The organism is Paracoccus aurantiacus (genome assembly GCF_007993065.1).
GTDB lineage: Bacteria > Pseudomonadota > Alphaproteobacteria > Rhodobacterales > Rhodobacteraceae > Paracoccus > Paracoccus aurantiacus.
The window spans coordinates 158,370-178,392 of sequence record NZ_VOPL01000002.1; the positions used below are offsets into that span (position 1 = coordinate 158,370).

Here is a 20,023-nt window from a genome sequence, read left to right on the forward strand (position 1 = left end):
GAAGCCGCGCCGAAAGGGGTAAACGCTGCGCGCGTTGCGTCAGCACGGGTTGTGTACGGGCTGTGTACGCGTGGTGTACGGGTTGTGCGGGTCAGGAAAACGGGTCGGGATCGTACCCCACCCCGGTCAGCGACAGCCCCTGAGGCGGACAAACCGGCCCGCAAGCCGCCCTGTCGGCGGCCTCCAGCGCCGCCTTGACGCGCCCCGGTTCCCACGCCCCGGCACCCACACGTTCCAACGTGCCGACAATACTACGTACTTGATTATGCAGGAAACTTCTGGCGCGCAGGTGAAAGCGGACCTCTTGCCCGGCGGGGTAATCAAGCCCCTCGATCCGGATCTCATCCAGCGTCTTTACGGGCGAGGCTGACTGGCACATGGTACTTCGAAAAGTGGTAAAGTCATGCCGACCCACAAGATATTGCGCCGCCTCCCGCATCCCATCAATATCTAGCGGTTTCAGAACCTGCCAGACCCGCCCCCGATCCGCCACAACCGGCGCCCGCCGCGCCACCAGCCGAAATGCATAGCGCCGCTCCAACGCTGAAAACCGGGCATGGAAATCATTCGAAACAGGCACCACCGCCGTCACCGAAACCGGGTCCGGCTTCAGGTGCCAGTTCAGCGCCTCACCCAGCTTAAACCTTTGCCATTCCTTGATTAAATCGGCGTGAAACACCTGACCCGAGGCATGCACCCCCGCATCCGTCCGCCCCGCCGCCGCGATCCGCGCACCATCCGCAAAGCCGGGATCAAGCTTGCCCAAAGCCGCCTCGATCGCGCCCTGAACGCTGGGAACCCCGGCCTGCGCCTGCCAGCCCGCAAACGGCGCACCGTCATATTCCACCCGAAACGCATAACGCGGCATCAGTCCGGCTTCCGCCCCGCCTTCACGGTTTCCCGAATAAGATCCGTCAGTTCCATGCCGCGCCGATCTTCAAGAGATGCGCGCTCAGGCTCTTGCGGACGCACGCCCTCACGCGCGAGTCGGTCGCGCAGAACCTGCATCTCGATGTCGAAATCCGTCCGCCCGCCCTCGATCAGTGATCGCGTCCGGGCCGCGAAATTCCCTTCAAGATCGGACAAAAGCGCCCCATAATCCGCTTTCGCCGAGGCATCGCCAGTCTGCGCGTAAAGGTCTGCGAACTTCACCGTCGCATCACGTGCGCCCATCAGGTAGACGCCAAGATAACGGCGCGCGGCGGCAAGGTCGGCGGGGTCCTCCTCCACCCGGCGAAACAGCTCTCGGGCCGTCTCGGCAAAGACAGCGACACGCGCTTGCAGCTTCCTGTCACCAGTGCGCAGGATCGCATCCTGCATCCCCTTCAGATACTCCTCGCCCTCTGCCACAAAGCGGGCGACGCGGTCCTGCTGGAATGTGTCAACGCCCTCCATCCCTTTGTCACGCATGGGATCGGGACCAAAGGCAAGATAATGCAATGCCAGTCCTGCTGCACCGATCAACGCTGCGCCGGCAAGCGCACCCGGCGCCCAGGCCCCGACGGCAAGGCCCAGGCCAGTCAATATTCCACCAAACAGCTTGCGCGGCCAGGCGGGGCGACGGGCGACGCGGCGGGCGTCATAGGCTGCTTCAGCCTGCAATCCTTCGCGCGTCAGTATCGCGCCAAGAGCCACGATCCCGAACCCGGCAAGATTCGTGACCAGCCCGACCGGGTCCTGCCAGAAAGCCGAAAGCAGGAAGGGAATTGCAGCAATCGTGACCCACTTCACCCGCGTTTCCAGCCGGTGTACGGGCGGGCCCTTGGGCTGCGGAATATTTGATGCGCCGGGCGAGAAGCGGCCGCCGAAACGTTGCGCCATGAACCGCCCCTACGCTGCGCCGGCCAGCGACGCATAAAGCGTCAGCAGGATCAGCAAATAAAATGACAGCCTCTGGGTGGCGTTGCGCGACATCGCTTTCTCCGTCTTGCGGGGTCAACGAAAAGATGGGCGGGACGTTCCGCGATTACAAGCGCGCCGCTTAGAAGCTGCGGGTCCGGCGATCGAAAACCTTCTGCCCCATCATAGAGCCAACGAGATCCACCATCAGCTTTGCCGTGCGTCCGCGATCATCCAGAAACGGGTTCAGCTCGACAAGATCAAGCGAGGTCACAAGCCCGGATTCATGCAGGATCTCGCAGACCAGATGCGCCTCGCGGAAGGTCGCGCCGCCGGGGACGGTGGTGCCGACTGCCGGCGCGATTGAAGGGTCGAGGAAGTCAACGTCAAGCGAGACATGCAGCAGGCCATTCGCGGCGCGAACGCGATCAAGGAATTCGCGCAAGGGCGCAACGATGCCTCGCTCGTCCAGAACACGCATGTCGTTCACCGTGATCTCTGTTTCTTGCAGCATCCGGTGTTCGGCCGGATCGACGCTGCGGATCCCGAACATGCAGATGTTTTCCGCAGGAACCGCCGCCGGGAAAGGCGGAAACGGCGCGAAGCCAGGCCGGCCGGCGGCATAGGCCATCGGCGTGCCGTGCAGATTGCCCGACGTAGTCGTCTCTGGTGTGTGGAAATCGCTGTGCGCGTCCAGCCAGATCACGAAAAGCGGCCGGTCTGCCGCCTTTGCATGCGCCGCAACACCCGCGACAGTGCCAAGAGCCAGCGAGTGATCGCCGCCCATGAAAATCGGCATACCGTCAGGCATTGCCGACCTGCCCGCAACAGACAGCGCGTTGGTCCAGGCGACCACCTCTGGCAGGTGGTGGATTGCCGAGTTCGGATGCGTTTCCCCGGCTGGCGGCGCGGGTGCCACATCGCCGCGATCTTCGACCGTGTGCCCAAGCGATTCCAGCACGCGACCAAGGCCCGCGACGCGATAGGCCGAAGGCCCCATCATACAGCCGGGGACACGCTGTCCCTCATCCACAGGTGCGCCGATCAGGATGCAATGGGTCATCTCGGTCCTCTGACTAGTCGTGCGCGCGGAACATAGGCGCTGGCGCAGCGCAAGGCCAGCCCCGTCCCCTAGCCCAGCTTTCCAATTGCCGAAAAAATCAGCGAAATCCCGGACAGGAACAGCAGCAGAAGCGCAGTTTTACGGATCGTCGCGGTTTCGAGCCGGGGCGGAAAACGCCGCGCGAGCCACGTCCCCAGAACGACCGAGGGTGCCGCGCCAGCGGCGCTGATCAGCATCGACTGAGTGATCCCGCCAGAGCTGATGACAAGCCCTGTCCGCAGGATCTGGGTCAGGAAAAACACCGAAACCAGTGTGACACGAACGGCGGCAAGCGGCATCGGCTGGCGGTAGAGATGCCAGATAACCGGGGGACCGGTCGTCGCAAAAAGCCCGCCCATCGTGCCGCCGATCAGACCTGACAGAAAAAACGTGATAGGCGGCGAACGTGTTTCGCGAAGCTTCGGCCGCGCCGCCAGTTGCGCGGCCGATCCAGCGATCACCACGCCAAGCAGCAGTTGCAGCAGCCCAAGCGCCGAACCCGCCAGAAAGTGCAGCAGATAGAATCCCACGATCAGCATCGGAATTGCGCCGAGCAGCACCATTTTCAGCGCAGGCCAGTCCACATCGCGCCAACCCCTGGACAAGACGATCACCGCATTGACCAGCACCAGAAGCGAGGTGATCGCGGCCGCCTGCGGCACCGGCATCAGCCCCAACGCGCCCGTTGCGCCCATCAGAATCAGCCCGAGCGCGAAGCCTGTCAGCGTCTGAACCCAAGCCGCGATGGCGGCAATTGCCCAGAAAAGCAGAAGGTTCAAATCGAAAGACATGTGACCACGCGGGAAAATCTCTGGCGAGCTAATGCCGCATCGCCGCAAGAGTCCAGCCCGCCCGGCAGGCCTCCGCTCAGTCCGCTTCAAGAAGCTGGCGGATAAACACGAATGCCTCGTGGAAGATCGCGTCCCACTCGCTGTTCAACTGCTGATCGAGCGGATGCCAGAAGAATTCGAACTGAAGCCCGCCGCCGTCGCGGGTCCAGTGCTGCCAGCGATCAGGAAGGGCAGGGACGCGGCAGTCGACGAAATACCAGACTTGTTCTCCGACGGAAAAGGCGCCGAGGCTGACGGCATGGCTGACAAGGCGGATGCCGCTCTTCTCGGCCAGCTCACGGATGGCTGCATCTGCCGCGCTCTCAGGTGGCTCGATACTGCCCTTGACGAATTGCCGACCGGCGAGCGGGTGGCGGAAGGCCAATACCTGCCGACTGTCGCCCAACTGCCGCGTGACCAGCGGGCAGGCCCATTCAGCCAGTGCGCCGGTCAGGCGCGGGTGCCCTTGAAGCGCTCGGTCCATTCGTCGCGCTGTTCGTCAGTGATCTTGGCGAACAGGTTTTCGGGCACGGTAAAGGCATGGCCGGGGGGCAGGGCGATCAGCGCCGCATCCACATCATCGGGCCAGCCGTCGCTGCTGTTCATGGCCTCGCGCAGGGTCGCGGCAGTGAACGGAATGAACGGGGCCGAGAGGCTGGCATAAAGCGCGATCAAGTTCAGGCCCAAGCGCACCTGCATGGCGGCCTTTTCCGGGTCTTCCTTGAAGGTCGCCCAAGGGGCTGCGGCCTGCAGGTATTCGTTGCCAAGCACCCAGATCGCGCGCAATTCGCTGGCCGCCTTGCGGATCTCCATGCCGTCCATGAAGCTTTCATAGGCGCGGATGCGGGCGGTCAGTGCGCTTGCGAGTTCGCGCTCGGGCGCGGCCCAATCGCCGCCTTCCGGCACCGCCTCGCCGAATTTCGACCGGCAGAACTTGGTGATACGGCTGACAAAATTCCCCAGCACATCGGCGAGGTCCTTGTTCACCGATTGCTGGAAATTCTCCCATGTGAATTCGCTGTCGCCGGATTCCGGCGTGTGCGACAGCAGCCACCAGCGCCAGTAATCGGCGGGCAGCAGCGACAGCGCGTCATCCATGAACACGCCGCGGCCCTGAGAGGTGCTGAACTGGCCACCGTCATAGGTCAGATAGTTGAACGACTTGATGTAATCGACCAGCTTCCACGGTTCGGCAGATCCCATGATCGTCGTCGGAAAACCCAGCGTGTGGAACGGAACGTTATCCTTGCCCATGAACTGGGTATAGGTCACATCGTCCGCACCCTTGTCGGTGCGCCACCAGCGTTCCCAGTCGCCCCCATTCGCATCGGCCCATTCGGCGGTTGCGCCGATATATTCGATGGGCGCATCGAACCAAACGTAGAAGACCTTGCCCTCCATCCCCGGCCATGGCTCATCGCCCTTCTGCACCGGCACGCCCCAGTCCAGATCGCGCGTGATTCCGCGATCCTGCAACCCGTCGCCGTCAAACAGCCATTTCTTGGCGATGGACGTCGTCAGCACTGGCCAGTCGGTCTTGCTGTCGATCCATGCGGCGATCTGGTCGCGCATTGCGGATTGACGCAGGAACAGATGCTTCGTTTCGCGAACTTCCAGATTCGTGCTGCCGCTGATGGCGCTGCGCGGGTTGATGAGGTCGGTCGGGTCCAGCTGCTTTGTGCAGTTTTCGCATTGATCGCCGCGCGCTTTCTCATATCCGCAATTCGGGCAGGTGCCCTCGATATAGCGGTCGGGAAGAAAGCGGCCGTCGTCGATCGAATAGACCTGACTTTCGCTGACCTCGCGGATCAGGCCTTCCTCGGCCAGCTTTCCTGCAAAATGCTGGGTCAGCTTGCGGTTCTGCGGGCTGGAAGAGCGTCCATAGTGATCGAAGGACAGGCCGAACCCCTCGGCAAGCTTCGACTGCTCTGCATGCATGCGCTTGCAGTAATCGGCCACCGGCTCGCCCGTCTTGGCCGCGGCGAGTTCCGCCGGGGTGCCGTGCTCGTCGGTGGCGCAGATGAACATGACCTCATGCCCCCGACCACGAAGATAGCGGGCGTAAAGGTCCGCGGGAAGCTGGCTGCCGACCAGATTGCCCAGATGCTTGATCCCGTTGATATAGGGCAGGGCAGAAGTAATGAGGTGACGTGCCATGAGATTTCCCGCGCGATTAACGGCAGGTATTTAGCGCCTGACGCCTGCAATGGAAAGGGTTGCCACAGATCGGCGGCTTGCCGGAATGTCCATCTCGTCACAGCAGCGATCTGAGGTATAATATACTTCTGGAGCGTTCATAATCTGGTGGAAGGCCGAATGCGCCCAAGACTTGCAGGAATGATGTTCTGCGCCCTCGCGACGGCAGCACAGGCCGACGTCCCGATCGAGCGGGTGCGCGCCCAGTTCGCCGCGCAGGGATACGAGAATATCCAGATCGTCCAGGACAACGGGACATTCCGTGTCACGGCCACACGCGGCAGGCTCATGATCGAAAGCGCCATAGACATAAAGACCGGTGACGTCATCTCTGAACGCATGCGCCAGATCACCGATGAACCGGAAGCAGAGCCAAGTGCCGGCGAAGGTGCCGAAACAGCCGAAACCGCCGAAACGCCCGTCAAATCCGCCGCATCTGCCGCGAGCGGTGCAGAAACGACGGCAGAGAGCGCCCCGGAAGTTACCGGGGACAACGAGAAGCCGCGCTGATCCTCACAGGATATGAGGATCGTGCAACTTCTTCATGCGAAACATGCGTTTGTCGATTGGCCTCGTGACTGTTAGAAGCAGCGATTGAATCCGAAACAGGGGTATTCCGTGGCCGTACTTCCGCTTTCTCCCGCCTTCGCGCAGATCCGCAAGCAGGCGGCAGACCGCATCCTGATCCTGGACGGTGCGATGGGCACGCAGATACAGGATCTCGGGCTGTCCGAGGATGACTATACCGGCCACGGCGCGGGCTGTGCCTGCCATATCCATTCGGATCACCCGCAGAAGGGCAATAACGACCTTCTGAACCTGACCCGGCCAGACGCCATCGAAGAAATCCACTATCGCTATGCGAAGGCGGGTGCGGATATCGTGGAAACGAACACGTTTTCGTCGACCACGATTGCGCAGGCGGATTACGGACTGCAGGACAAGGTCTATGATCTGAACGTGTCGGGCGCACGGCTTGCGCGCGCCGCACTTGACCGGGCCACAGCCGAAGACGGTCGCCCCCGCTTCGTGGCGGGCGCGCTTGGGCCGACGAACCGCACGGCATCCATCAGCCCGGACGTGAACAATCCGGGCTTCCGTGCCGTGACATTCGATGAACTCGCGACGGCTTATGCCGAACAGATCCGCGGTCTGATGGATGGCGGTGCCGACCTGATCCTGATCGAGACGATTTTCGACACCCTGAACGCCAAGGCCGCCGTATTCGCCTGCGAGCAGGTGTTCACCGAAAAGAACCTGCGCCTGCCGGTGATGATCTCGGGCACCATCACCGACCTGTCGGGCCGCACGCTGTCGGGCCAGACGCCGACCGCGTTCTGGCATTCGATCCGCCATGCGCAGCCGCTGACCGTCGGTCTGAACTGCGCGCTCGGGGCCGAGGCGATGCGCCCGCATCTGGCCGAGATTTCGGACGTGGCGGATACGCTTGTCTGCGCCTATCCCAATGCCGGCCTGCCGAACGAGATGGGGGCTTACGACGAAACCCCCGATCAGATGGCCGCGCAGGTGGCTGAATTCGCGCGCGAGGGGCTGGTCAACATCGTCGGCGGCTGCTGCGGTTCGACCCCTGACCACATCCGCGCCATTGCCGAGGCAGTCGCGGACATTCCGCCACGCGCTATCCCTGACATCGCCCCTGCGCTGCGTCTTTCGGGACTGGAGCCGTTCACCAAGACCAACGAAATCCCCTTCGTGAATGTGGGCGAACGCACCAACGTCACCGGCAGCGCGCGTTTCCGCAAGCTGATCACCAATGGCGATCTGGCCGCCGCGCTTGATGTGGCGCGCGATCAGGTCGAAAACGGCGCGCAGATCATCGACATCAACATGGATGAAGGCCTGATCGACAGCGAAAAGGCCATGGTCGACTATCTGAACCTGATCGCGTCCGAACCCGACATTGCCCGCGTGCCGATCATGGTCGACAGCTCGAAATGGGAGGTGATCGAGGCCGGGCTGAAATGCATTCAGGGCAAGCCGGTCGTGAACTCGATATCGCTGAAGGAGGGTGAAGAGGCGTTTCTGCATCACGCCCGGCTGTGCCGCGCCTATGGTGCTGCCGTGGTCGTCATGGCTTTTGACGAAACCGGGCAGGCCGATACCGAAAACCGCAAGGTCGAAATCTGCACCCGTGCCTATGAACTGCTGACGCAAGAAGTCGGTTTCCCGCCAGAAGACATCATCTTCGATCCGAACATCTTCGCCGTGGCGACGGGGATCGAGGAACACGACAATTACGGCGTCGATTTCATCAATGCTACCCGCCGGATCGTCCAGACCCTGCCGCTTGTCCACATCTCGGGCGGGGTGTCGAACCTGTCCTTCAGCTTCCGCGGCAACGAACCCGTGCGCGAGGCGATGCATGCCGTGTTCCTGTATCACGCCATTCAGGCAGGCATGGATATGGGCATCGTCAATGCCGGCCAGCTTGCTGTCTATGACCAGATCGACCCCGAACTGCGCGAGGCCTGCGAGGATGTGGTTCTGAACCGCCGCGACGATTCGACCGAACGCATGCTGGACATCGCCGAGAAATATCGCGGCGAAGGCGGGGCCAAGACCCGCGAGAAGGACATGTCCTGGCGCGAATGGCCGGTCGAAAAGCGGCTGGAACATTCGCTTGTGAACGGCATCACCGAATTCATTGAAGGCGACACAGAAGAGGCCCGCTTGCAGGCCGAACGTCCGCTCCATGTCATCGAAGGCCCGCTGATGTCGGGCATGAACGTCGTTGGCGACTTGTTCGGCGCGGGCAAGATGTTCCTGCCGCAGGTGGTGAAATCGGCCCGCGTGATGAAGCAGGCCGTGGCCTGGCTGCTGCCCTATATGGAGGCCGAGAAGGCCGCGAGCGGCGAGGCGAATACCAACGGCAAGATCCTGATGGCGACGGTGAAGGGCGATGTGCACGACATCGGCAAGAACATCGTCGGCGTCGTACTGGCCTGCAACAATTACGAGATCATCGACCTTGGGGTCATGGTGCCCTCGCAGAAGATCCTCGAAGTCGCGAAGGCCCAGAAGGTCGATGTGATCGGACTGTCGGGGCTGATCACGCCCTCGCTGGACGAAATGGTCCATGTCGCGGCTGAAATGGAGCGGGAAGGGTTTGACATTCCGCTGCTGATCGGCGGCGCAACGACCAGCCGGGTGCACACGGCGGTCAAGATCAACCCGCGCTATCACAAGGGCCAGACGGTCTATGTCACCGATGCCAGCCGCGCGGTAGGCGTGGTGTCGCAGCTTCTGTCGGATCAGAAGCCTGCCTATGTCGCGAATATCCGCGCCGAATACGAGGATGTGGCCGAGAAATACAATCGCGGCGACAAGACCAAGCGCCGCCTGCCACTGCAGGAAGCGCGCGACAATGCGGTAAAGGTCGATTTCGACAATTGGCAGGCGACTGCGCCGAAATTCCTCGGTTCTCGCGTCATCGACGACTTCGATCTGGCCGAGATTGCCCGCTATATCGACTGGACCCCGTTCTTCCAGACATGGGAGATGAAGGGCGTCTATCCCCGCATCCTTGACGATGAAAAGCAGGGCAAAGCAGCGCGGGCGCTGTTCGCCGATGCGCAGAAGATGCTGTCCGAGATCATCGCGAAGAAATGGTTCACGCCGCGCGCAGTGATCGGGTTCTGGCCGGCGAACCGGGTCGGTGACGACATCCGTTTGTATAAGGACGATAACCGGGACGAAGAACTGGCCACGTTCCACACCCTGCGGCAGCAGCTTGAAAAGCGCGAGGGCCGCCCGAATGTTGCGCTCGCCGATTTCGTGGCGCCCGAAGGACAGCCGGATTATGTCGGCGGTTTTGTCGTCACCTCTGGTCCGCAAGATCACGAATTCGCGGCGCGTTTCAAGGAAGCGGGCGACGATTATTCCGCGATCATGGTGCAGGCGCTGTCCGACCGCTTCGCCGAGGCGCTGGCGGAACTGATGCACGAGCGTGTGCGCCGCGATCATTGGGGGTATGCGGCTGACGAAAACCTGACGAATGAAGACCTCATCAAGGAAGGCTATGCGGGCATCCGGCCCGCGCCGGGTTATCCGGCGCAGCCAGACCACACCGAAAAGGTAACGCTGTTCGATCTGCTCAACGCGACCGAGGCGACAGGGGTAGAGTTGACGGAATCCATGGCCATGTGGCCGGGCTCATCCGTGTCGGGCATTTATATCGGCCATCCCGACGCCTATTATTTCGGCGTCGCCAAGGTCGAGGCCGATCAAGTCGCCGATTACGCCGCACGCAAGGGCATGGATCTGGCCGAGGCCGAACGCTGGCTGGCCCCGATCCTGAATTATGTGCCCGGTCAGGCAGTCGCGGCAGAGTAGCGCTTTCTGCGCACAGGCCGGAAACCGCGTTCGGCATGTGCGAGAGTCGGGCGCGCACGCCGCGCTAAATCATTGTGCTGTCGAGGCCGCGGCGACTGTCGGCGCGTAGTTCGGCGTGCCGCCCTGCATCACGCGCTGACCTTCGGCGCGGCACAGATTATCCGCTGTTGCAACAGACATGGCGGCCGGGCGATTGATCGCGCGGTCCCAGGTCACCTGCTCCAGCGTGTAAAGCTGACACGTGACCTGACCCATCGCTGACTGCACCAGAACCGGCGTCGTTTCATATTGCTGGGGCGTCATGGCGCAACCCGAAAGCGTAGCGAGCGCCAACGCGCCTGCAACAGACCTGATAACCATTTCACTCGTTCCTTTACGTCTTAGGCTACATTCGCGCGAATGCACCGCTGCACATCCGGCGCAATTTGTCATTCTAGTGAATGTCCGGCAGACGGCCAAAGGAAATTTACTTTAGGTTAACTGACAGGCGAAAATCCCGCCTCTGCCATCAGCGCGTCGCTGCGGGCCTCGATCAGTTCGCGCAGGCGGGCAATGAATTCCTCGCGCCCTTCGCCGGGTTCGGCCTGCATCGGCGGCAGAAATTCGATCACCGCGCGACCGGCCGCGATCGGCAGACCGCGCTTGGGCCAGAACATTCCGCAGTTCACCGCGACGGGCCAGACGGGAACGCCGGTTTCCAGATGAATCGTGCCGATGCCGTGTTTGTAGGGGCGGTGCTCGCCGGGCCTTGTTCGCGTGCCTTCGGGATAGACGATCAGATGACCAAGCCCGTCGGGCTGCGCGATCCGTTCGCGCACTGCTCCGACAATCTGTCCCATCGCGTCGCGGCCCCTTGCGCGGTCAATCGGGATGCTTCCGACCTCGCGGGCATACCACCCCATGATCGGCACGCGCATGACCTCGCGCTTCATGACGAAACTGCGGCGCCCTGCGGCGAAAGCGATGGCGAGGATGTCCAGAAAGCTTTGGTGCTTGGCCGCAATCAGCGCATCGGTGCCGCGCTCTGGCGGATTGCCCCGAAGTTCGACTGCCACGCCCATATGCCAGCGGGCGGCCCGCAGCATATAGCCGATCCAGACCGACGCGACGCGATTGGCGCCCTTGCGCCCGTGCCGCATCTGGGTGATTCCCCAAAGCCCCAGAACGACCGTCGCCAGCCCGACATGTATATAATGGCTGAGCGCGCGAACATAGCTGAACCAGTTGGTCTGACGTGGGGTCGGCGACAGGCGCGCGGCCTCTGCGGCGGTCAGCAGCGCGCCGCTCATGGAACGGCTCTCAACATGCGCAGCGCGGCCCATCTGGTCGCGAAAAATCCGACACAGGCCGCGACGATCGGAATAAGCAGCGGCCACAGCCATCCCCAGCCCTGAAAGCTGAGCCCGGTCAGGAAGCCGCCGGCCTGATCCATTCCCGGCAGCAAGGCAATGCCGAGCATCCCCAGCAAAGTCCCGCCAAGCGCGCCTGCCGCCGCGCGCCGGGTAAAGCGGCGAACGAAGGCCTGCGCGATGGTGACGTCGCGCGCGCCAATCAGGCGCAGAACGCGGATTACCTGCCCGTTTGCGGCAAGCGAAGATTGCGCGGCGAGCATCATCATCGCCGCGCCGGCAGCCGCGATCAGCGCCAGCGAGACAATGCCCAGCATCCGCAACCGGTTCGCGGCCGAAACCAGCGGTTGGCGCCAGCGCGTATGGTCGTCCAGCACGGCACCGGGGGCCTCGGCCGCGAGCCGCAGGCTGAGGCCTTCGGCATCGAAATCGTCGCCCGATTCCGTGACTTCGATCAGGCGTGGGATAGGCAGGGCTTCGACCGGGACATCTGGACCGAACCACGGGGTCAGCAGCTGCTCGACCTCATCGACGGGCATCATCCGTGCCTCGGCTATGCCGGGGGTCTGTTTCAGGATCGCCATGACTGTGCCGGTCTGGGCCTCGATCTCGTCAGATGGGGCAGAGACGCGAATCGTCAGTGTCTGGGCAAGCGATTGCGACCAGCGATCAGCCAGCCGGCCGGTCGCGAATGAAAGTGCCAGCGCGAACACCGCCAGAAACGCCATTGCGCCAGCCGTAAGCAGCGTAAGCTGCGCGGTAAACCCGGTCGGCGGGACGATGCGACTTGTCCCGCCGCTGTCGCGCCCGATCAGCCCACGCCATAGGCTGCGCCAGTCTACTTGACGAAGATCAGTCTTCATAGGTCGGCCCCCGCCAGTTGCACACGCTGGCCAGAGATCCGCAGAACCCGTGCCTGAACATCCATCTGACGCGCCGCGCGGATCAGATCCATATCATGTGTCGCAACCATGATCGTCTTGCCAGACCTGTTTAGCTCGACCAGCAATTGCAGCAGGCGCATCGACATGTCCCAGTCCAGGTTGCCCGTCGGCTCATCGGCCATGACCATATCCGGCGACATGATGACTGCGCGCGCAAGTGCCGCGCGCTGCCGTTCGCCACCTGACAATGCCGGGGGGACCGCGCGGGCGTGACCTGACATGCTGACCCAGCCAAGAAGATCCTTCAGCGCCTGCATATCGACGGGCTGACCGGCAACCGTAAGCGGCAGCGCGATATTTTCGGCGACCGGCAGGTGATCGAGGAATTGCGCATCCTGATGCAACACGCCGATCTTGCGGCGCAGCATGGCGATTCCGTCGCGCGAAAGACCCGAGACATCATGCCCGAAGGCCGTCAGCCGCCCCGCGCTTGGCAGCAGATCGGCATAGCAAAGGCGCAGGAAGGTCGTCTTGCCCGAGCCGGATGGCCCGGTCAGAAAATGAAACGACCCCGCAGGCAGGCTGAGTGTCATGTTCGACAGCAAGGCTCCGCCGCCGCGATAGCCAAAGGACAGGTCCTGCATCTCAATCAAGGCGGCCTCCTGGGGTCGGTGCTGGTTCCGTTTTGCGCCACGACGCTTGGAAGCCGGGCGATGCGTTGATAGAACAGCCAGCGGTGGATTGCCAGAAACGGCGAAGCTTTTACAGGACCAACCGATGCGGCTCATTTGCCCCCAATGCAACGCGCTTTACGACGTGCCCGCAGGGATGATCCCCCCGGAGGGCAGAGAGGTCGAATGTTCGGCCTGCGGCCATGTCTGGCAGCAGCATTCGGATATGCGTGCGATGCGCGGACTTTCCGGGGATCTTCGCGCCCCGCGCGCCCCATCAGCCGCCGAAGCCGGGGCCCGCGATCTTGGCGCGGCGCCCGATCTGCAGCGCCCCTTGCCCGACGATGTGCTGTCGATTCTGCGCGAGGAAACCGCACGAGAGCTTTCGGCGCGCCGTGCCGCGCGTGGCGAGGCGCCTTCGCCCGAGCCGTCACCCGAGACACTCGTGTTGCAAGACGCAGACGAGGCCGGACCGACTGATCTTGCCGTTACCGGCCCGGCGCAGGACGAACCCTCGCAGCCGGCTGCTGCAAAGCCAGCGCAGGGATTGCCGGTCACAGAACCTCGACCCGCGCGCGAAGATGCTACGGAATGGCCAGCCACGACGGTGACAGAGCCGGATGATTCCCAACCCCGCGTCCTGCCACGCCGTTCCTCGCCCGCGCGCAAGGCAAAGTCGGATGCGCGGCCGATGCCCAAGCTTGCCAAACCGCCAGAGCGGAACCTTGCCGATGACAGCGTGGCACAGGCGGACGATGCGAAGGCGACCGGCGCGGCAGGTGTGTCGTCGGGCGTCGCGCCGTCTATCGAGCTTGCGCCCGTGATATTCCCGCCCGTGCCACGCCGTCGTGTCGCAAAGGGGTTGCCGGATGCGGCCGAACTGGCTGCCACCCTTCAGGTGGAACCGTCTGCCGCAGCAGCCGATATGTCCGCGCCCCAGGGCCATCGGCAATCTGGCTATCGCGCCGGGTTTCTTCGTGCATTGGCTGTCTCTGCGCTGCTGCTGCTGGTCTATGCGGCCGCGTCGGGCTGGGTCAGCGGCGGCAATGCGCCGGGCCCGGTCGTCGCGGTTGTCGGCGGCATTGATGCGGCGCGCGCCGGATTGCAGAATGCAGCTTCGGCTCTTGTCGGAAATGGGGCGAACTGATGCGCTTCGCCCCGATCCCGCAATCGCTGCCGCCGACCGTGCCGTTCACCGGTCCTGAAACGCTGGAACGTCGCCGAGGCACGCCGTTCATTGCCCGGCTCGGTGCCAACGAAAACGGCTTCGGCCCCTCGCCCCTGGCGATTGAGGCGATGGCGTCAGCAGCGTCCGAGGCATGGAAGTATGGCGACCCCGACAATCACGAACTACGGCAGGCACTTTCCGCGCATCATGGCGTGCCGCCGGAAAGCATCGTGATCGGGGAAGGTATTGATGGGCTTCTGGGGCTGCTCGTGCGCCTGATGATCGCGCCGGGCGATGCGGTCGTGACGTCGGACGGGGCCTATCCGACCTTCAACTATCACGTCGCGGGTTTCGGCGGCGCGCTGACCAAAGTTCCCTACCGAGAGGATCGGGAAGACCCGGATGCCTTGCTGAATGCGGCGGCCGAAACGGGGGCACGGCTGATCTATCTCGCAAATCCCGACAATCCGATGGGCAGCTGGCACCCCGCTGAGGTTATCGAGGATATGATAGAGCGGCTTCCCGGCGACGCGCTTCTGGTGCTGGACGAAGCCTATGCAGAGCTTGCCCCCGCAGGCACGCTCGGCAAGATACGGGCGGACGATCCGCGCGTCATCCACATGCGCACATTCTCCAAAGGATACGGTCTGGCGGGCGCGCGGATCGGCTATGCGATAGGCCACCCGACGCTGATCGCGGGGTTTGAGCGCATCCGGAACCACTTCGGCGTCAACCGCATCGCACAGGCTGGCGCGCTCGCTGCGCTGGCGGACCGGAAATGGTTGTCCCACGTGCAGGCTCAGGTTGCTGGCGCACGGGACCGAATCAGCAGGATCGCCGCCGAAAACGGGCTGTCCGCACTTCCCTCGGCGACGAATTTTGTCGCCATTGATTGCGGCGGCGACGGTGATTTCGCGCGCAAGGTGCTGGCCGGTCTGGACCGCGCCGGCATCTTTGCCCGTATGCCGGGCGTGGCACCGATGGACCGCTGCATCCGAATTTCCTGCGGTCCCGAGGCAGAGATGAACGCCTTCAGCGAAGCGCTGCCGGTGGCGCTTGCCGAAGCAAACGGCTGACACCCTCCGCGAGTGATCGCGCTGCTCTGACGCCAGACATATCTGCTTGCGGCGCGGGCAGGGCGGTGGCGACCCTGTTGCGCGTTCGACGCGCCCCCGCTGCAAAAGCCGATGCGCTATTGCTACCGGTAACATCACTGTTATCGTTTCGTTACACGCGGTGACGTGGTCAAGAACGGGGGACGTCATGAATGCAATCATCGACTTTCTGAATACAATTTTCTGGGGATATATCCTCATTTACGGGCTTCTTGCGGTCGGCATCTATTTCACCCTCAGGCTCGGGTTCATCCAGTTTCGGCACTTCGCCGAAATGTGGCGCTGCGTTCTGGGGTCCGACCAGACCGACAAGGATGGAATATCGCCATTCCAGGCGCTTACCGTCTCATTGGCGAGCCGTGTCGGCACCGGCAATATCGCCGGTGTCGCGGTGGCGCTGACGCTTGGCGGGCCGGGCGCGATCTTCTGGATGTGGATGGTCGCACTTGTCGGTATGGCTACCGCCTATTCTGAATCCACTCTGGCGCAGCTTTACAAGACGCACGGTCCTGACGGGATGTATCGCGGCGGACCTGCTGCTTATATTTCCCGAGGGCTGGGCATGCCGTGGCTGGCCGCGATCTTCTCGATCGCGCTGATTATCGCCTTCGGTCTGGTCTTTAACGCCGTGCAAGCAAACTCCATCGCCGAGGCGGTCTCGACCAGTATGGGGATCAACAAGCTGTGGATCGGTATCGCGGTCGCGGCGCTGACGGGCGTCATCATCTTCGGCGGCATTCCGCAAATCGCGCGGGTCGCGGAATATGTCGTGCCCTTCATGGCCGGCCTTTACCTGCTGGCGGCGATCATCGTGATGATCATGAATATCGGGCATGTCCCCGGCATTCTGATCGGCATCGTCAAAAGCGCCTTCGGTCTGCAGGAAACCGTGGGCGGTGTCGCGGGGTCGATGACCGCGGCGATGTTGAACGGGATCAAGCGCGGCCTCTTTTCGAACGAGGCGGGCATGGGTTCTGCGCCGAACATCGCTGCCGTCGCAACCCCTGCGCCCCACCATCCGTCGAGCCAGGGTTTCGTGCAGGCGCTCGGCGTGTTCATTGACACGCTTCTGGTCTGCACGGCCACGGCGGTGATGATCCTGCTGGCCGATGTCATGCCGTCTGACCAGTTGACCGGGGTGAACCTGACGCAGGCCGCGCTGAATGACCATTTCGGCACGTTCGGGCAGACCTTCGTGGCGGTGGCGATCTTCTTCTTCGCCTTCACCTCGATCATCGGTAACTATTCCTACGCAGAGAACGCGGTGGTCCATCTGGGCGGCGGGAATACAGGCATCATGGTGCTGCGGATTGCGGTGATGGGGATGGTCGTCTGGGGCGCGGTGCAGGCCGTTGCGACTGTGTTCAACTTCGCCGATGCCTCGATGGGACTGATGGCGACGATCAACTTGATCGCCATTGTCGCGTTGTCGGGAACGGTTGCAGTGCTGACAAAGGACTACTTAGCGCAGCGCAGGGCCGGGAAGGAGCCGACCTTCAAGATCGAGCAGCACCCGGACATCGCGCCCGGCGTGAACCGCGAAATCTGGAAGTAATTCTCCCAATAATGATGATCGGCCCGCGCTGTCATGGCGCGGGCCTTTGCTGTCCCGTCGGACACTTTTCCCGCTGGCGATCCCATGCTAAGCCGCGCGGGCAAACTCAGGATGACGCCGATGACCGATCTCGACTCGCTTCGCACGACCTATCTGGCCCGCGTGGCCGACGCTGCCGATGCCGGCATGCTGGAAGAGGTGCGCCTTGCCGCGCTTGGCAAGAAGGGCGAGATCAGCCTGAAAATGCGAGAGCTGGGCCGTATGACACCGGAAGAGCGTCAGACCACCGGCGCCGCTCTGAACCGGCTGAAGGACGAGATCGACGCGGCTTTGCGCGCGAAGAAGACCGCGCTTGACGACGCGGCGCTGGATGAGCGTCTGCGCGGCGAGTGGCTGGACGTGACGCTGCCGGGCCGGCCCCGCCCCGCCGGCACGATCCACCCGGTCAGCCAGGTGACAGAGGAAGTGACCGCGATCTTTGCCGATATGGGGTTCGCAGTCGCCGAAGGTCCGCAGGTCGAAAGCGACTGGTTCAACTTCGATGCACTCAACATCCCGCCTGAACATCCGGCGCGGCAAGAACACGACACCTTCTTCATGCACCGGGCCGAAGGTGACGATCGTCCGCCTCATGTCCTGCGCACGCATACCTCTCCCGTGCAGATTCGCGCCATGCAGGAAACCGGTGCGCCGATCCGCGTCATTGCGCCGGGCCGCGTGTACCGGATGGATATGGACCAGACCCACACGCCGATGTTCCATCAGGTCGAAGGGCTGGCGATTGGCCGCGATATTTCGATGGCGAACCTGAAATGGACGCTGGAAGAATTCTGCCGCGCCTTCTTCGAACTGGACGAGGTCGAGCTGCGCTTTCGCGCCAGCCACTTCCCCTTCACCGAACCGTCGGCCGAGGTCGATATTCGCTGCTCATGGGAGGGCGGCACGCTGAAGCTCGGGCAGGGCGACAGCTGGCTTGAAATCCTCGGTTCCGGTATGGTGCACCCGAAAGTGCTGCAGGCTGGCGGCATCGACCCGACCAAATGGCAGGGCTTCGCCTTCGGCATGGGTATCGACCGCATCGCCATGCTGAAATATGGCATTCCCGACCTGCGCGCGTTTTTCGAAAGCGACCTGCGCTGGCTTCGGCACTACGGATTTGCCGCGGGCGACGTGCCAAGCGTCGCGGGCGGCCTGTCGCGTTAAGCCTTCGGCTTCTGGCCTGCCGGCAGGTCGCGAGCGCCTGCGGCAGGCCCGATACTTGTCAGCCTGCCTGCGGCAGTGACATCAGATCTGCCGAATAGCGCTGGCGGATCAATTGCTTGTCTTCCGAAATCATGCCGGGGATCAGGAAGAGGTCCGCGATACCCCAGACCGCAACCGCAATCAGGATCGGCAGGCCGATGACAATGACCAGTGTCAACCAGCCAATCACGAACATCATCAGCATCACCATGGCGCTTGTCGTTTTGCCAAGATAAAAGCGATGCGCGCCAAGCCCGCCCAGAAAAACCAGCAGAAGATAGGCCACCACCGGCGATTTGGCGTCATTCGTTACGCGCTGCTCGATCAGCATCTGTTGTTGCGTCGTCAAACTCATTCTTATTGCTCCGGGTCAAAAACACTTGCGCAGCCTAGCTTCATGAGGGTTTCCAACTCGTTAACGCGGAAGCGAATTCCGTGCGGCCTTCGAACTTTGGCTGGGCATCACGGCAGAAAAATCTTTCGGGATGACCCCCGGCCCCATCTTCGTCTAGGCTGGCGGCAAAATCGAATGGGAGGAAACGCAGGTGAATCACGACACACCCACGATCAACCTTGTCGGCTATGTCTCGGCCTTCATGGCTTCGCTCAGCCTGTTTTCGCTTGTTGACGCGACGCATCAGGCTGGCTCGTCCGTGGTGGCTGCAGCAACCTCTGCCTATCTGCTACCGCTTCTCGCGATCGTTTCGATGCTGTTTCTGGCGCTCGCGATCATCGCATGGTCGCGTTTCGTGCTGCCGGGGGGACGTCGCTGGAACAGTGCCAAGGTCGAGGAAAACATCCTCTTTCTGGGACTGGGTGTGGCATGCCTGTTCGGGGTTCTGGCGGCGGTAAGCTATCTTCTGGCGACCATCGCGCCGGAAAGCTTTCAGTCGCTTGCGCATTGGCTGACGCGAAGCTGGGCGGTCATTTTCGCGGCCTGCTTTGCACTGCTCGCCTATCAGGGCCGGCCAGAACGGCGGGGCGGGTTCATGGCGCTGGCAGCGGTGTTCGTGACCCTCGCGATTTTCGGAATTTTCTTCTGATCCTTGCTCGCGCCGGTTGGGGGCAGGCATGGTCATTGCCGGTCTGGCGGGCTAGCCTGCGCCTATGAAAAACGCTCTGCCTCACCGGATCGAACCATGACGAAAAAGCCGAAAGCAAAGGCCGCCGGCGCGGCCAAGGACATTGCAGAGCCGAAGAAACGCAAGGCGGCACCCCGGAAAGGAAAGCCGCCAGCGGCTGAAAAGGCCAGGGCAGAGCCGACAGAGGCATCAAGCGCCGAGGCGCCGGTCCCTGTGCAGATGCAGCCTGTTCCCGCAATCGCCGAAGATCTGTGGCCCAAGGAAGACGCCGCCGACATGGCAACGCTCCACGCAGCCGAGGAGGTCTTCAACCACCTTGTCACGCGCGTAAAGGACTTTCAGGCGACGCTTCCAGAACATTATGAACTGGGCATCCAGCTTGCCAATTTCGGCAGCGAACGCGCGGTCCATGTGCGCGGTATGGGCTATCGCAACCCGAGCATCATCGAATTCTACGGCCTGCTGGACGGTATCACAGAGGTCGCGGTCGTCCAGCATGTCTCGCAACTCAACTTCATGCTCGTGGCCGTGCCGCCGCTTCCCGAACAGCCGCCCTATCGGATCGGCTTCGGGGCAGAACTGTAATTCCGCAACAATGCTCACGCTTGGCTGACACAGTTTTAATTGCGCGGTGACG

At 62.6% G+C, this 20,023-nt stretch carries 19 protein-coding genes; 8 read left to right on the forward strand and 11 right to left on the reverse strand.

Annotated features, from left to right (window positions below):
- Positions 1-91: 91 nt before the first annotated feature.
- From truA to metG, 6 genes are all read right to left on the reverse strand, one after another.
- Positions 92-868, reverse strand: coding sequence for a tRNA pseudouridine(38-40) synthase TruA (gene truA / locus FQV27_RS06235; RefSeq protein ID WP_147097007.1), 777 nt, complete (start codon positions 866-868; stop codon positions 92-94).
- Positions 868-1,821, reverse strand: coding sequence for a 5-bromo-4-chloroindolyl phosphate hydrolysis family protein (locus tag FQV27_RS06240; protein WP_147097008.1), 954 nt, complete (start codon positions 1,819-1,821; stop codon positions 868-870). The genes truA and FQV27_RS06240 overlap by 1 nt, the downstream gene beginning before the upstream one ends.
- Before the next feature lie 160 nt (positions 1,822-1,981).
- Positions 1,982-2,902 carry an arginase gene (rocF, locus tag FQV27_RS06245; RefSeq protein ID WP_147097009.1) on the reverse strand — a complete coding sequence of 307 codons (921 nt, stop codon included), beginning with the start codon at positions 2,900-2,902 and terminating at the stop codon, positions 1,982-1,984.
- A 68-nt stretch (positions 2,903-2,970) separates the two neighbouring features.
- Entirely contained in the window at positions 2,971-3,732 is a 762-nt protein-coding gene (locus FQV27_RS06250) for a sulfite exporter TauE/SafE family protein (RefSeq protein ID WP_147097010.1), read from the reverse strand.
- A 76-nt stretch (positions 3,733-3,808) separates the two neighbouring features.
- Positions 3,809-4,255, reverse strand: a complete 447-nt coding sequence (locus tag FQV27_RS06255) for an NUDIX domain-containing protein (protein WP_147097011.1) — start codon at positions 4,253-4,255, stop codon at positions 3,809-3,811.
- The gene (gene metG / locus FQV27_RS06260) at positions 4,222-5,928 is read right to left on the reverse strand and encodes a methionine--tRNA ligase (protein ID WP_147097012.1); all 1,707 of its coding nucleotides are present in this window, start codon (positions 5,926-5,928) and stop codon (positions 4,222-4,224) included. Before metG ends, FQV27_RS06255 begins: the two co-directional genes overlap by 34 nt.
- A gap of 159 nt (positions 5,929-6,087) precedes the next feature.
- Here metG and FQV27_RS06265 point away from each other — a divergent pair, with 159 nt between their 5' ends.
- Both FQV27_RS06265 and metH read left to right on the forward strand, forming a co-directional pair.
- Positions 6,088-6,477: a hypothetical protein gene (locus tag FQV27_RS06265; RefSeq protein ID WP_147097013.1), complete on the forward strand. Its 390-nt coding sequence runs from the start codon at positions 6,088-6,090 to the stop codon at positions 6,475-6,477.
- A 108-nt stretch (positions 6,478-6,585) separates the two neighbouring features.
- The gene (metH, locus tag FQV27_RS06270) at positions 6,586-10,320 is read left to right on the forward strand and encodes a methionine synthase (protein ID WP_147097014.1); all 3,735 of its coding nucleotides are present in this window, start codon (positions 6,586-6,588) and stop codon (positions 10,318-10,320) included.
- Positions 10,321-10,389: 69 nt separating this feature from the next.
- Here the strand turns inward: metH and FQV27_RS06275 are convergent, their stop codons facing one another.
- The 4 genes from FQV27_RS06275 to FQV27_RS06290 form a co-directional block, all read right to left on the reverse strand.
- A complete protein-coding gene (locus tag FQV27_RS06275) occupies positions 10,390-10,680 on the reverse strand; it encodes a hypothetical protein (protein ID WP_147097015.1) in 291 nt (96 codons plus the stop codon).
- Between the two features lie 116 nt (positions 10,681-10,796).
- Complete coding sequence (locus FQV27_RS06280; RefSeq protein ID WP_147097016.1) at positions 10,797-11,609, reverse strand: lysophospholipid acyltransferase family protein; 813 nt, start codon at positions 11,607-11,609, stop codon at positions 10,797-10,799.
- Positions 11,606-12,532, reverse strand: coding sequence for a cell division protein FtsX (locus FQV27_RS06285; protein WP_147097017.1), 927 nt, complete (start codon positions 12,530-12,532; stop codon positions 11,606-11,608). The genes FQV27_RS06280 and FQV27_RS06285 overlap by 4 nt, the downstream gene beginning before the upstream one ends.
- The gene (locus FQV27_RS06290) at positions 12,529-13,206 is read right to left on the reverse strand and encodes a cell division ATP-binding protein FtsE (protein WP_147097018.1); all 678 of its coding nucleotides are present in this window, start codon (positions 13,204-13,206) and stop codon (positions 12,529-12,531) included. The genes FQV27_RS06285 and FQV27_RS06290 overlap by 4 nt, the downstream gene beginning before the upstream one ends.
- Before the next feature lie 124 nt (positions 13,207-13,330).
- On the opposite strand from FQV27_RS06290, the gene FQV27_RS06295 reads away from it, so the two are divergent.
- The 4 genes from FQV27_RS06295 (at position 13,331) to pheS (ending at position 18,265) form a co-directional block, all read left to right on the forward strand.
- Positions 13,331-14,371, forward strand: a complete 1,041-nt coding sequence (locus FQV27_RS06295) for a zinc-ribbon domain-containing protein (RefSeq protein ID WP_147097019.1) — start codon at positions 13,331-13,333, stop codon at positions 14,369-14,371.
- A complete protein-coding gene (locus FQV27_RS06300) occupies positions 14,371-15,468 on the forward strand; it encodes a pyridoxal phosphate-dependent aminotransferase (RefSeq protein WP_147097020.1) in 1,098 nt (365 codons plus the stop codon). The genes FQV27_RS06295 and FQV27_RS06300 overlap by 1 nt, the downstream gene beginning before the upstream one ends.
- A gap of 187 nt (positions 15,469-15,655) precedes the next feature.
- Positions 15,656-17,062 carry an alanine/glycine:cation symporter family protein gene (locus FQV27_RS06305; RefSeq protein WP_147097021.1) on the forward strand — a complete coding sequence of 469 codons (1,407 nt, stop codon included), beginning with the start codon at positions 15,656-15,658 and terminating at the stop codon, positions 17,060-17,062.
- 120 nt (positions 17,063-17,182) lie between these two features.
- Entirely contained in the window at positions 17,183-18,265 is a 1,083-nt protein-coding gene (gene pheS, locus FQV27_RS06310; protein WP_147097022.1) for a phenylalanine--tRNA ligase subunit alpha, read from the forward strand.
- Between the two features lie 58 nt (positions 18,266-18,323).
- Here pheS and FQV27_RS06315 read toward each other — a convergent pair whose 3' ends face one another.
- Complete coding sequence (locus tag FQV27_RS06315) at positions 18,324-18,659, reverse strand: NINE protein (RefSeq protein ID WP_147097023.1); 336 nt, start codon at positions 18,657-18,659, stop codon at positions 18,324-18,326.
- A 190-nt stretch (positions 18,660-18,849) separates the two neighbouring features.
- Between FQV27_RS06315 and FQV27_RS06320 the strand changes: the two genes are divergently transcribed.
- Positions 18,850-19,347: a hypothetical protein gene (locus tag FQV27_RS06320; RefSeq protein ID WP_147097024.1), complete on the forward strand. Its 498-nt coding sequence runs from the start codon at positions 18,850-18,852 to the stop codon at positions 19,345-19,347.
- A 96-nt stretch (positions 19,348-19,443) separates the two neighbouring features.
- Positions 19,444-19,971 carry a DUF6173 family protein gene (locus FQV27_RS06325; protein ID WP_147097025.1) on the forward strand — a complete coding sequence of 176 codons (528 nt, stop codon included), beginning with the start codon at positions 19,444-19,446 and terminating at the stop codon, positions 19,969-19,971.
- Positions 19,972-20,023: the final 52 nt, after the last annotated feature.

Excerpts from the sequence above, each read along its gene's own strand:
- truA (WP_147097007.1), bottom strand. The coding sequence starts at position 868 with ATGCCGCGTTATGCGTTTCGGGTGGAATATGACGGTGCGCCGTTTGCG.
- FQV27_RS06240 (WP_147097008.1), bottom strand. The coding sequence starts at position 1,821 with ATGGCGCAACGTTTCGGCGGCCGCTTCTCGCCCGGCGCATCAAATATT.
- rocF (WP_147097009.1), bottom strand. The coding sequence starts at position 2,902 with ATGACCCATTGCATCCTGATCGGCGCACCTGTGGATGAGGGACAGCGT.
- FQV27_RS06250 (WP_147097010.1), bottom strand. The coding sequence starts at position 3,732 with ATGTCTTTCGATTTGAACCTTCTGCTTTTCTGGGCAATTGCCGCCATC.
- FQV27_RS06255 (WP_147097011.1), bottom strand. The coding sequence starts at position 4,255 with ATGGACCGAGCGCTTCAAGGGCACCCGCGCCTGACCGGCGCACTGGCT.
- metG (WP_147097012.1), bottom strand. The coding sequence starts at position 5,928 with ATGGCACGTCACCTCATTACTTCTGCCCTGCCCTATATCAACGGGATC.
- FQV27_RS06265 (WP_147097013.1), top strand. The coding sequence starts at position 6,088 with ATGCGCCCAAGACTTGCAGGAATGATGTTCTGCGCCCTCGCGACGGCA.
- FQV27_RS06275 (WP_147097015.1), bottom strand. The coding sequence starts at position 10,680 with ATGGTTATCAGGTCTGTTGCAGGCGCGTTGGCGCTCGCTACGCTTTCG.
- FQV27_RS06280 (WP_147097016.1), bottom strand. The coding sequence starts at position 11,609 with ATGAGCGGCGCGCTGCTGACCGCCGCAGAGGCCGCGCGCCTGTCGCCG.
- FQV27_RS06285 (WP_147097017.1), bottom strand. The coding sequence starts at position 12,532 with ATGAAGACTGATCTTCGTCAAGTAGACTGGCGCAGCCTATGGCGTGGG.
- FQV27_RS06295 (WP_147097019.1), top strand. The coding sequence starts at position 13,331 with ATGCGGCTCATTTGCCCCCAATGCAACGCGCTTTACGACGTGCCCGCA.
- FQV27_RS06300 (WP_147097020.1), top strand. The coding sequence starts at position 14,371 with ATGCGCTTCGCCCCGATCCCGCAATCGCTGCCGCCGACCGTGCCGTTC.
- FQV27_RS06305 (WP_147097021.1), top strand. The coding sequence starts at position 15,656 with ATGAATGCAATCATCGACTTTCTGAATACAATTTTCTGGGGATATATC.
- pheS (WP_147097022.1), top strand. The coding sequence starts at position 17,183 with ATGACCGATCTCGACTCGCTTCGCACGACCTATCTGGCCCGCGTGGCC.
- FQV27_RS06315 (WP_147097023.1), bottom strand. The coding sequence starts at position 18,659 with ATGAGTTTGACGACGCAACAACAGATGCTGATCGAGCAGCGCGTAACG.
- FQV27_RS06325 (WP_147097025.1), top strand. The coding sequence starts at position 19,444 with ATGACGAAAAAGCCGAAAGCAAAGGCCGCCGGCGCGGCCAAGGACATT.